The sequence below is a fragment of the Nocardia sp. NPDC049190 genome (assembly GCF_040648115.1).
Classification (GTDB): Bacteria; Actinomycetota; Actinomycetes; order Mycobacteriales; family Mycobacteriaceae; genus Nocardia.
In genome coordinates this window covers 59,006-72,231 of sequence record NZ_JBEZDE010000030.1, presented here as the reverse complement: position 1 = coordinate 72,231, position 13,226 = coordinate 59,006, and the positions used below count along the sequence as shown (strand labels likewise).

Below are 13,226 nucleotides of genomic sequence, written 5' to 3'. Positions count from 1 at the left end.
TCAGATATCGGCGAGCTATCTTGATGCGGCGCAGCCAGCTTGGGCTGAACGAGTTATTGGATGTCATCGTGAAAGGACCTACTCACGATGGACAGTGAACTGACCGTCACCTCAGCCTTCGCCAAGCTGCATGCCGAGGATCCGGATCGCAAGCTGTTCGTCTTCGTCGACGAACAGGGTCGCGACGGGGAGCATCTCACCGTCCAGATGCTCGCGGCGGGTGCTCAGGCCGTGCGGACCCTGCTGGAGAGCGCCGGACTGAACCCCGGTGATCGGGTGCTGCTGTTGCACCTGCCCTCGTTGGATTTCATCGTCGCCTTTCTCGGTTGCCAGGCCGCTGGTCTGATCCCGGTGCCGCTCGCGCCGCCGAACCCGTTCAAACTCGCGAACGAAGTCGGCGCGGTGTCCACGATCGCGAACAGCTGCGGTGCGCGGGCGATCCTGACGCACACCGACTATCGCGCCGTGGTGGACGCGATACCGCTTCCCGCGGAGGGACCGCAATGGCCCGATCTGCCATGGCTGTCACCCGACGACTCCGAACAACCGGACGGCTCGCCCGAGTTCCGGTACGAGCCCGCCGATCTGGATGAGCCGGCTTTCCTGCAATACACCTCGGGTTCGACCGGCTTCCCGAAGGGCGTCGTGGTCACCCACCGCAACGTCCACCACGAACTCGCGGCCCTCGCGGCCGACTTCGAACTCGGGGACGACACGGTGGCGGTCAGCTGGCTGCCGCATTTCCATGACCTCGGGCTGGTCTGCGTCCTGCTCAGCACTCTTGTCGGAAATGCGGGCCGCACCTACCTGATCTCACCGCTGAGCTTCCTGCAACGCCCGGCGGTGTGGTTCGATGTGCTCTCCCGGGTGCGCGGCACGCACACCACCGCACCGAATTTCGCCTACGACCTCATTGTCCGCAAGACGACGCCCGAACAGCGCGCAGGCTGGGACCTCAGTTCGGTGCGCAGGCTCGGCTCGGCCGGAGAAATCGTCCAACCGTCGACCGTCGAGACCTTCTTCGCGACGTTCGAAAGTACCGGGGTGCCACGAGAAGCTTTCCACCCCGGCTACGGACTCGCCGAACACACCCTCAGCGTGACCGTCGCGACCAGCGGCGCCCTGGCCCTCGACCGTGATCAGCTCGAGCAGGGCCGCGCAGTGCCTGCTACCAGTAGTTCCACACGTGAGCCCGCGGTCTTCTACGGCAGCGGCTGGGTAACGAAGCCCAATGCTCGGGTTCGCATCGTCAACCCGGAGACAGCACAACCGTGCGAGCCGGACGAGATCGGTGAGATCTGGGTCGACTCCCCCACCAAGGCACGCGGGTATTGGTCGCTCGACAAAGAGACACGCCGAGCATTCCACGCCGTGGTCGCCGACGGAGACCCGCGGCAGTACCTGCGCACCGGTGATCTCGGCTTTCTGCGTGCGGGAGAACTTTTCGTCACCGGGCGATTGAAGGACCTGGTCATCATCCACGGCCGCAACTACGCGCCACAGGACATCGAGGCCAGTGTGCGCAACGCGCACTCCCGGATCCGGGCGGGCGGGATCGCCGCGTTCTCCGTGCCGCCGCTGCCGGACACCACCTCGGGCGAGCGACTGATCGTGCTCGCCGAGACCACCGGCGCCGAGCTCGACGAGGCCACCGCCGCGGATATCCGGCGCGCGATCCGTCGTCAGGTCCGCGACGACCACGGCGTCGCCTGCCATGACGTGCTCGTCGGTACCGGACTGGTGTTGAAGACGACCAGTGGCAAGGTGCGCCGTGCCGCATGCCGTGCGGAATTTTTGCAGCAGGAGAACGAGCGCCGGCTGGTGCCGGGACGGTGATGTGATGAGTAGCGGCCTGACCTTTTCCAACGGTGCGCAGGACCCCCGGTTGTACGACGTCGACGACGACTTCCAGCAATTGCTGACGGACTTCGCGCAGCTGACGGCGATGGGGAAACTGACACGGTCGCGTGTTTTCCACGCACCCGGGATCGTCGTTCGCGGACACATCGACTTCTTCGACACCCCCGGTGTCCCGGTGCACCCGTTCTTCGCCGGCGGCAAGCGATACCCGGTCTTGGCGCGTTACAGCAATGGTGTGTCGAGCGACGACCTCGCGCCCGGTATTCGCGGGCTGTCCTTGCGCTGGTTCGATCCGGACGGGTCCGACAGTTCACCGTTCAACCTGACGTTCAACACCGGCTACCGCGTATTCGCCCCGAACGCCTGGACGTTCATGAAATTCTTCATGCTTCGCGACGACGCGGCTCGTGAAGAACTCGTTCGCGCGACTCCGGGAGCGTTGCAGCCGGCGGTGGACGCGATCCGGGACGCACATCCGTATCACCGCTACCACCTCAATTCGCAGGTGCCACAACTGCACGTCGACGGCACCGGCCGCCCATGGTTGGTGCGCTACCGGTTGATTCCCGACTCGGACCTGCCGGATGTCGGCCATCACACGCCCCGGGGATGGGTGGTTCCCCCTATCGAGCGGCTGCTTCGGACGCCGGAGGAACGGCGCTCGTCGACCCTGTTACGCGACGAAGTCCGCACGCTGGCCTCGTCGGGCGAACTGCGTGGACTGTTCCAGATCCAGCTGCACCCCCTCGGCGACGACGCCGCGGCCAACCAGGCCGCGCTGTCACCCGCCGCCGACTGGCCCGTGGCGTCCCATCCGTTCCGAACCATCGGCGAGATCCATTTGGACCGCGTATGCGACGAGGATCCCGCCGCGGAGCTACCGTTCGACCCGGCAGACGCCCCGGAAGGGCTCGGCATCGCGCTCGCTCGTTCGCCCTTCGAGGCAGCGTCGATGAACCACGCTCGCTCTCTTGTCTACCGCTCGGGGCACGCCGCCCGTACCGCCCCGCCCGCTCCGGCAAGCCCAGGGTTCGCACGGAACTCCTACCGTCCGGCCCAGGGGGACGACGGAGGCCGCACGATCTGTGTCATCGGCGCGGGGCCCGGCGGGCTCGCTGCCGCGCACCACCTCGAGCGGCTCGGACACACTGTGGTCGTCCTCGAACGGGAAGTCGTGGTGGGGGGAAAATCGGTGTCGATGGAGATCGACGGCCGTGTCTACGATCTCGGCGCGCACCTGTGCAATGACCGGTACGAGCACCTCATCGCCCTGGCCGATGAGTTCGGGGTGGACACCGAGGATATCGTTCCGCCGCATATCTTCGATGCGGAGACCTTCACGGCCAGAATCCCCAGGACAGCGTTCCTGACCCGCGAGAGCGTCGGACGCTACATGCGGGTGCGCGCCGAGAAATTTCCGGACATCGGCCGCCCCGGGCTCGCGCACTCGGCGCGCGCGCTGTCCCAGCCTGCGCGGGAGTGGTTGCGGGACAACGATCTCGACGCGATGGCCACGTCGTTCGAGACCGCCTACACCTCGGCGGGTTACGGCTATCTCGCCGACAATCTGCCCGCCCTGTACTTCCTCAAGGTCTCCGAGACGCTGAACCAGCTGTCCACCGAGCTGACCCGGGCCCGCCACGTCAACGCGTTCACCATCGCCGGCGGCTTCGGCGCGCTGTGGGAGCGTATCGCGGCGAGCCTGGCCGACGTACGGACCGGTGTCGAGATCACCGAGATCGACCGTAGCGGTGACCGCGTGGCGGTACACACCACGGCGGGGACGGTGCACGCCGACGACCTGGTCTTGGCCGTTCCCCTCGACCAACTCGGCGACGTCCTCGACATGACGCCGGCCGAGCACGCGGTCGGCTCGAAGGTCCGGCGGCTGGACTTCTACACCGTGCTGTGCCGGATCACCGGACTACCGCGCAACGGGCCCTACACCGTACGGAACGGCAGCGCGAGTCCCGGGCCTGGGCACTGCGTGTCCTATCACAGCCGGTACGCCGGGACGGATGTGTACGCCTGTTACTCCTACGGCGCCGAGGATGTGGGGCCCGACGACATTCTGGCCAACCTGCGTGACGACGTGGTCCGGTTCGGCGGTGAACTCACCGAGGTCCTGTACGTACGGCGTTGGCCGTACTTCCCTCACTTCGCGAGCGAAGACCTCGCCGACGGAATCTACGACAAACTCGAGGCGCTGCAGGGACGTCGACGGACCTACCACGTCGGCGGGCTGCCTGGCTTCGAGATGATCGAGACCACGATCGCGCACGCGCACGACCTGGTCACGAAACACTTCGCCCGCAAGGCTAACGACGTCACCGCAGACGCTGACGACAGGCAGACCCAGGCTTCCGGTGGGCATCGCACCGACGAAATCAGCAGCTGGCTGATCAGTCGGTTGGCCAGGGAATTCCGCATCGCCGAGGACGAGATCGACGAGGCCGCCTCGCTCGACGACTTCCCGCTCGATTCGTTGGCCATCGCCGCACTGCACGTCGACCTTTCGGAGTGGCTCGGCTTCCGCGTCCCCCCTACCGTCCTGTTGGAGAACCCGACAATCGAGAGCGCGGCGCGACGGTTGGCGCAGGCAACGCCCGGCGCGCCGAGCAACGGGGTCAGCGGGACGCCCACCCCGTTCCTGGCCGTCCCGCTGACCCCGCCACGCCCGTTGTTCTGCGTGACCGGTGCCAACGGCCTCGCCTACCAGTTCCGGCCGCTGGCCGCCGCCCTGGGCCCATGGTGCGCGTTCACCGCATTGCAGGCGCCAGGTCACGACGGAGCCGAGCCGACGCTGAGCACCGTCGAGGCGCTCGCGCAGCGGTATCTCCGTGACATCCGGGCGGTGCAACCCTCCGGACCCTACTTGATCAGTGGCTATTCTCTCGGCGGCCTGATGGCCTACGAGATCGCCTGCCGCTTGCGGGCAGCCGGCGAGGAGGTCGGCGAGGTCGTGCTGATCGACAGCTACCTCCCGTTGCCCGGGCAACCCACACCACCATGGGACGAAAGCGGCGCGCTGGACGAACTGATGGCGATGCTCCGAGCGACAGGCGGCGCTTCCGGCTCGGCGCTCGTCCTCGATCCACAGCTGTCCTTGGCGCAGCGGCGCGACGCCGTGTGCCGGGAGTTGACCAGTGGCGGTATCGCAGGAGCGCGCCGCCAGCTGGAGTTCTTGTTGCGGGTATATCAGGCGAACCTGGAGGCGAATATCCGCTATCGCCCGCCGCGGTCTGATCTTTCGGTGACCCTGCTGCGAGCAAACGAGCAGCTCCCCATGGTGTTCAGCAACCCGGACCGGGCCCCGGCGATGCCGGTCGGCGACCGCGCCTACGGCTGGGGAGCGGTGCAGACCGGCCGATTCCGGATCATCGATGTGCCCGGCAACCATTTCACCCTCGTCACCGAGGACGGGGCCACGGGCTTGGCCGACGCGCTGCGCGAAGTGCTCACCGGCGGCCATGCGCTGTCGGGGACGACGTCATGACCGTCCTCGCGCCCGCGGCGACGCTTGCCGAGGTGGTTCGGCAGGTCCGAGAACAGGTGCACGTCGTCTCCGAGCCGAACGGTGGGATCACCGCGATGACCGGCGACCCCACCGGGCGCACGGTGCTTGCCACACTGCCACCGCTGTACCCCGAATGGCTGGGTGACCGGTCGTTCAACGAGCTGCACGGCACCCGTTTTCCCTATGTGGCCGGGGAAATGGCCAACGGCATCGCGACAACGGAGCTGGTTGTCGCGATGGGCAAGGCCGACATGCTGGGCTTCTTCGGTGCGGCCGGTCTTCGGCTGCCCCGGGTGGAGCAAGCCATCGCAACGATCCGCGCGGCGTTGGGCGATCGCACCAACTGGGGTGTGAACCTCATTCATGCACCGCAACACCCCGGGTGGGAACAGGGCATGGTGGACCTGCTCATCCGCGAACGCGTCCGCGCCGTGTCGACGTCCGCGTTCATGGACCTGACCCCCTCCGTGGTCCAACTCGCCGCAAGCGGTCTGCACCGGGACCGGGATGGCCGTGTCGTTCGGCCTCGACATGTGTTCGCCAAGGTCTCCCGGCCCGAGGTCGCCGAGAAGTTCCTGTCGCCGCCGCCCCAGGCGATCCTGGCCGCGCTGTGCGCCCAGGGCCGGCTCACCACCGCCGAGGCGGAAGTGGCCGCGCACGTCCCGGTGACCGAGGACCTGACCGTGGAGGCCGACAGCGGCGGGCACACCGACAACCGGCCTCTGGTGTCGTTGCTGCCACGAATGCTCGCGCTCGCGGCGCGGGTCCCCGATCCTGCCGGATACGGCCGCCGAGTACGGATCGGGGTCGCCGGCGGGTTGGGCACCCCGCACAGCGTGGCAGCGGCATTCGCCGCCGGGGCGGCCTACGTGGTGACCGGTTCGGTGAACCAGACGTGTGTCGAAGCGGGAGTTTCCGCGGCGGCCAAGGAACTACTCGCGCAGGCCGACATCGCGGACGTGATGATGGCGCCGGCCTCGGACATGTTCGAACTCGGCGTCAAAGTACAGGTGTTGCGGCGCGGCACGATGTTCGGGACCCGCGCCAACCTTCTCTACCGGCTCTACCAGGACTTCGAGTCGCTCGAGTCGATTCCGGATCCTGAGCGGAACAAGCTGGAACGGACGGTGTTCCGGGCGAGCATCGCCGACATCTGGGCCCAGACCCGCCAGTATTGGCTCGACCGGGACGCGGCCGAAGTCCTTCGCGCCGAAGCCGAGCCGAAACATCGGATGGCGTTGACCTTCCGCTGGTATTTGGGCAAGTCCAGCTGGTGGGCAATCGAGGGCGAGAACTCCCGGCTCGCGGACTACCAGCTGTGGTGCGGGCCGGCGGTCGGCGCGTTCAACGACTGGGTGGCCGGCAGCTTCCTGGCCGATCCCGCGCGACGCGACGTGGTGCAGGTAGCCCGCAACCTGTTGGAGGGTGCCGCAGTGCTCACGCGAGCCCACCAGCTGCGCACCTACGGGGTGCCGGTGCCGTCGACGGCATTCGAGTTCGTGCCCCGGCCACTCGCGTAGCCAAGAAATTCGACTGAAGGAAAGCTCGACCATGTCCGAGATTGGTGCCAGGATCGCGCCGCCCGTCGCGATCGTCGGCGTGAGCGCCCTGCTGCCGGGACCTCCTGGTGCGGATGGGTTCTGGCGGACGATCGTGTCCGGCGCGGACCGAGTGACAGCGGTCCCGGCGACACACTGGCTCGTCGACGATTACTACGACGCCGATCCCGGGGCGCCGGACAAGACCTACGCACGGCGGGGCGCGTTTCTCTCCCCGGTGCCGTTCGATCCGCTCTCCTTCGGCATTCCACCGAAAACGATCGAGGCCACCGACACCAGCCAGCTCCTCGCGCTGGTCGTAGCCGAACAACTGTTGTCGTCGCTCGAGCCGCACCGGATGTCCACCGTGGACCGGGAGCGGGTCAGTGTCATCCTCGGCACGTCCGCACTCGAACTGCTCACCACGATGGCCGCGCGGATGGAGCGACCGGTGTGGCTCGCCGCGCTGCGCGCGAGCGGTATCCCGGAGGACCAGGCCCAGGCGATCTGCGACCGGGTCGCCGAGCACTACGTGCCGTGGCAAGAGGGGAGCCTGCCCGGCATGCTCAGCAACGTCGTCGCGGGTCGAATCGCGAACCGGTTCGATCTGCACGGCAGTAACTACACCACCGACGCCGCCTGTGCGAGTTCCTTGGCGGCGCTGTCGAGCGGGATCAACGAACTCGCGCTGGGCCAGGCCGATCTCGTCGTGACCGGCGGTGTGGACACGCTCAACGACCCGGTCACCTACACCAGCTTCAGCAAGACCCCGGCGCTCTCACCGACCGGGGACTGCCGCCCGTTCTCCGCCGCTGCCGACGGCATGATTCTCGGTGAGGGTGTCGTGATGTTCGCGCTGCGGCGACTCGCCGACGCCGAACGAGATGGTGACCGGATATTCGCGGTGATCCGCGGCATCGGCACGGCGTCGGACGGCCGCGGCGGCGCGATCTACGCGCCGCAGTCCACCGGCCAGGCTCGGGCGCTGCGCCGGGCCTATGAGATGGCCGGCTACGGGCCCGACACGGTCGAGCTGGTCGAGGCACACGGCACGGGGACGGCCGCCGGTGACGCGGCCGAGGTCGCCGCGCTGCGTGCGGTCTTCGGCGAGGCCGGTCGCACCGATTCCGGGTGGTGTGCGCTGGGATCGGTGAAATCGCAGATCGGACATACCAAGAACGCGGCGGGCGCCGCGGGCCTGCTCAAGGCGACGCTGGCACTGCACCACCGCGTCCTTCCCCCGACGATCAAGGTGGACCGGCCCAACCCGGCGCTCGAACTGGAGGGCAGCCCCTTCTATTTGAATACGAAGGCACGGCCGTGGATCAGTGACGGCAGCCACCCCCGACGTGCCGGCGTGTCCAGTTTCGGCTTCGGCGGCACGGACTTTCACGTCGTACTCGAGGAGTACGTGCCTTCGGCCGGATCAGCATGCGCGGCTGCGCCCTTCCGCGTCGCAGGCAGCGAGCTGGTGCTGCTGGCCGCGGAATCACCGGCTGCACTGGTAGCGGCGGCTCGTGCACTCGCCGACAGCACCGACCGGATCGTCGCCATAGCGAGGAGAACTCAGGAAGCCTTCGATCCGACGGCACCCGCGCGCCTCGGCGTGGTCGTCACCGACGCGGACGATCTCGCGGTGACCCTGCGGGCCGCCGCCGACCGTATCGCGGCGGCCCCGGCGGAGTCCTTCGCAGGGCCGGGCGGCGTACATTACGGCGCGACAATCGCCGAACCCGGGCCGGTCGGGTTCCTGTTCTCCGGTCAGGGCAGCCAATACGTCGACATGGGCGCGGAACTGGCGATGATGGTGCCCGCGGCACGGGAGAGCTGGGACGCCGTCGCGGCACTCGGCAGTTCCGAGGACGAACCGCTCCATCGGGTCGTGTTCCCACCACCTGTGTTCACCAGCGACGAACGCGCGGCACAGCAAGCCGGGCTCACGCGAACCGAGCGGGCGCAGCCGGCGCTCGCCGCGCAGAGCCTGGCCACACTCGCGTTGCTGCGCATCCTGGATGTGCGTCCGGATGCCCTCGGGGGGCACAGTTTCGGCGAACTGGTCGCGCTGCACGCGGCGGGCTGTTTCGACAGTGCGACACTGCTGACCCTGGCCCGGCGCCGGGGTGAGCTCATGCGCGACGCCGCGGCCGAGCCGGGTGCGATGGCCGCGGTGATCGGCACCCTGGACGACATTCGGGCACTGGTCGAATCCACCGGCGGCGGTCGCCTGTGGGTGGCCAACCACAACGCGCCGAGACAAGTCGTAGTGTCCGGTGCGACGAGCGCGGTGGTCGCTTTCGAGCGGCGGGCGGCCGAGGCGGGGCACACCGTGCGGCGGCTCGAGGCGGCCGGCGCGTTCCATACCCCGTTGGTCGCCGCCGCCGCGGCTCCGTTTCGTGCGGCCCTCGACACGGCCGTGATCCGGGAACCGGGCATTCCGGTGTACGGGAATGCCCGAGGCACGCGATACCCCGCCGATCCGGAGGCGGTGCGCGCCGGTCTCGCCGAACAACTCACGGTCCCGGTCCGATTCGTCGATCAGCTCGAAACCATGTACGCCGACGGTATCCGGACATTCATCGAGGTCGGCGCGGGCTCGACGCTCACCCGGCTCGTCGGGGAGGTCCTCGCAGGACGTGACCACTCGGCAGTGAGCCTCGACCGGGCGACGTCCCGAGGACTGGAAGCCGTGCACGATGCGTTGGCGCGGTTGGCCGTCGGGGGTCTGCACCTGGACTTCAAGGCTCTGTGGAGCGCCTACGACCCTCGACCGGAAGAGAAGACCGTGAGCAACAAGCCATCTCCGGCGACCGTCGACTTGCTCGGCGCCAACTACGGCAAGCCCTACCCACCTGCCGGCGGTTCCGCCGCGCTGCCACCACCGAACCCGCCGATGTCGGCGACCCAGGTCGGCCACGGGCTCCCATCGACGGCACCGGACAACGGGCTTCCGCCGACGGCAGCAGACAAGGGGCTCCGGTCGGCACCGGTCAACGGGCTTCCGCAAGCACCGGGCAACGGGTTCTCGTCGACTACAACAAACGGGCTCTCTCCGACGGTAGCCCGTAACGGGTTCGCGCCGCCGGCCGCCACACCACCACCTACGGCGCCTGCCACCGCACCGCCGACCGACCGACCCGTCGCAGCGGGCCCCGACTGGCTCGACGCGCTGCGGGAAACGCAGCGGCTGGCGAGCGAAGCCCACAGTGCCTACCAGCAGATGATGGCGGAGTCGCACCTTGCGTTTCTCCGGCTTTCGGAGGCCGCGCTCATCGGGCTCGCAGGCGGGACGCCCGCACCGATACCGCCTACGGCGCTGCCGGACCCGACGACCACGCCGGCCCACCACCCTCCAGCGATGAACGGCACCGCCGCCCCTGCCGTTGTCACGCACAGCGTGCCGGAGCCCACGATTATGCCGCCGGCGCCGCAAACACGTCCCGCGCCTCAGACTCCGGTCGTCGAGCCATTGCCCGTTGCGGCCTCCTCGGCCCCGACCGCCGTCGCATCAGCGGATGTGACCGGACTGTTGGCCGTGGTCGCCGAAAAAACCGGATACCCCATCGACGTCCTCGACGTCAGCATGGAACTCGAAGCAGACCTCGGCATCGACTCCATCAAACGAGTCGAAATCATGTCCGCCGTCCGCGAACGATTCCCCCACGTACACCACATCGACGCACCAACCCTCGGCGCCGCACGAACCCTCGCCCAAGTCGCCGAACTACTCGGCGCCACCGAACAAACACCAACCACCACCCCACCCACAACCGAACAAACAACCGACGTCACCGGACTCTTGGCCGTCGTCGCCGAAAAAACCGGATACCCCATCGACGTCCTCGACGTCAGCATGGAACTCGAAGCAGACCTCGGCATCGACTCCATCAAACGAGTCGAAATCATGTCCGCCGTCCGCGAACGATTCCCCCACGTACACCACATCGACGCACCAACCCTCGGCGCCGCACGAACCCTCGCCCAAGTCGCCGAACTACTCGGCGCCAGTGGGACTGTCCCACAGGCGGGCGAGCCTTCGACTGCGGGCAGCCTGACGAAACCTGACGACGCGCGCGCCCTGCCGGCTGACGACGGCGGGCTGCCGTTACGACTGGCGCTACGGCCCATGCCACACGCGGCCGCCGGTCTCGCCCTGCCTGGTCTGCTCGGCAGCCGGGTCGCGATCACCGGCGGTAGGGCCGGTATCGCCGATCTGCTCGCGAAGGAACTCCTCGACGCCGGCGTCGACGCCTTCGCCGACGCCGAACCCACTGCGGACGCCCATGGCCTGATCCATCTCGGCACGCTGGGTATCGTGGAGGCGGCACGCGCCGCCGATCGCGATGCCTTCCGGTTGGCGCGAACCTTCGCGACCGAGCGACTCGCCGGGCCCGGAGTCTTCGTCACCGTTCAGGACACCGGGGGCGACTTCGGCCGGTCGGGTACCACACCGACCCCGACGGGTCTCGCGGCCCTGGCACGTACGGCCGCGCGAGAATGGCCACAGGTCAGCGTGAAAGCGATCGACTGTGACACCCGCGGCCGCACCGACGCCGCCATCGCCCGCGCGATCGCGCAGGAACTGCTCAACGGCGGCACGTCGACCGATGTAGGGCTGACCGCGAGCGGTGACCGGACCGTCCTCGAAACAGTGACACTTCCGCCCTGCGCGACAACCGGGAAAGCCGTCGGTCCGCATTCGGTGATCGTGGTCAGTGGCGGTGCGCGAGGAGTGACCGCGGCCGCCCTCCGTGCGCTCGCCGAAGACAGCGCACCAAAGCTGGTCCTGATCGGGCGGACGCCACTCGCCGACGAACCGGCGTGGCTGCGGGCGGCGCACGGCGAGACGGCAGTTCGTGCTGCCATCATCGAACACCTTCGTGCCGGCGGCGAGACACCCGATCCCCGGCGCATCAGAAGTGAGACCGCCGCGGTCCTCGCGGTGCGGGAGATCCGCGAGACTGTGCGTGCGTTGCAGATTGCGGGCTCGTCGGTGCGTTACGTTTCAGCGGACGTGACCGACGTCGAGGCCATGCGCACCGCGGTCGCGGACGTCCGCGCGGAATGGGGGCCGATCACCGGACTCGTACACGGCGCGGGTGTGCTCGCCGACAAGGCCATTCGCGACAAGAGCGACGAACAGTTCGAGCGGGTATTCGAGACGAAGGTCGGCGGACTGCGCGCGTTGCTCGCCGCGCTCGACGATGATCCGCTCGAACTGCTGTGCGTGTTCTCGTCGGTGGCGGCATGCTACGGCAACACCGGACAGGGCGACTACGCGATGGCGAACGAGGTTGTCGCGCAGCTCGCGGCGGCGGAACAGGGCAGACGGGAAGACTGCCTGGTGCGCGCGATCGCCTGGGGCCCATGGGAAGGAGGCATGGTCGACGAGTCGCTCGCGGCGCACTTCCGCGCCGCAGGCATGCCGCTGATACCACTGGCGGGCGGCGCCGAAGCCTTCGTCGAGGAGCTGCGGGACGGTGCCGGACCGGTGTGCGTCGTACGGGCAGCAAGTCGCCCCGACATCGGTTCCGGAACAAGCGGCGAGATCGCACTGACCGCCCGCGAGCACGCCTACCTGACCGATCATCAGATCGGCGGTGTGCCGGTGGTCCCGGTCGCGATGGTTTTGGAGTGGTTCACCGGTGCAGTACGGGCAAGTGTGCCCGATGAAACCACCACCACCATCACCGGCCTCGAAGTACTGAGCAAGATCGCGCTGGACGATTTCGCAACCGGCAGCCGGGTTCTGCGCCTGACCGCCGACCGTTCCGACCCGGTGGGCCCACTGACGCTCACCGTGTTCGGATCAGGGGGACGACCGCACTTCCGGGCGCGGGCAACAGTTCCCGGCGTCCCACCACGCCGATGGACCGAATTGGTCGACCTGCGACCGCTGGGCCGGGAGACCTACGACGGTCAGGTGCTGTTCCATGGGCCGGCGTTTCAGGTGATCGCTGCGGTCGAGGGCGTCGCACCGCACGGTGCGGCGGGCGTGGTGACCGGCACTCGGGCACGAAACTGGCCCGAGGCGCACCGACACACCGACCCGGCGGCGGTCGACGGCGCGCTGCAACTGGCGACGCTATGGGCCGAACACGCACTCGGGACCGCGGTATTGCCCATGGGAGTCGGGGAGTTTCGGCTTTTCGTCCCCGGCCCGCTCGACGGCGACGCGCGAGTGCAGGTGCGGGCAACGCGGGCCGGCGGCAGCGAAGCCGGCTGCGACATCCAGGTCTGCACGTCGGCGGGGACCGTACTGTTCGAACTCGGCGGGGTCCGGCTGATCGCCCGGCCCGACACCACCGGTTAGG

Annotated in this window: 4 protein-coding genes; all 4 read left to right on the top strand. The window is 68.3% G+C overall.

Annotation, left to right across the window (positions count from 1 at the left end):
* The first annotated feature begins 87 nt into the window (after positions 1-87).
* The 4 genes from AB0B25_RS23805 to AB0B25_RS23790 are packed head-to-tail and all read left to right on the top strand — an operon-like array spanning position 88 to position 13,225.
* On the top strand, positions 88-1,836 hold the full coding sequence (locus AB0B25_RS23805) for a fatty acyl-AMP ligase (protein WP_357183345.1): 1,749 nt from the start codon (positions 88-90) through the stop codon (positions 1,834-1,836).
* Positions 1,837-1,840: 4 nt separating this feature from the next.
* Complete coding sequence (locus AB0B25_RS23800) at positions 1,841-5,356, top strand: thioesterase domain-containing protein (RefSeq protein ID WP_357183342.1); 3,516 nt, start codon at positions 1,841-1,843, stop codon at positions 5,354-5,356.
* Positions 5,353-6,897, top strand: coding sequence for a PfaD family polyunsaturated fatty acid/polyketide biosynthesis protein (locus AB0B25_RS23795; protein WP_357183339.1), 1,545 nt, complete (start codon positions 5,353-5,355; stop codon positions 6,895-6,897). Before AB0B25_RS23800 ends, AB0B25_RS23795 begins: the two co-directional genes overlap by 4 nt.
* Before the next feature lie 31 nt (positions 6,898-6,928).
* Positions 6,929-13,225: an SDR family NAD(P)-dependent oxidoreductase gene (locus AB0B25_RS23790; RefSeq protein WP_357183337.1), complete on the top strand. Its 6,297-nt coding sequence runs from the start codon at positions 6,929-6,931 to the stop codon at positions 13,223-13,225.
* Position 13,226: the final 1 nt, after the last annotated feature.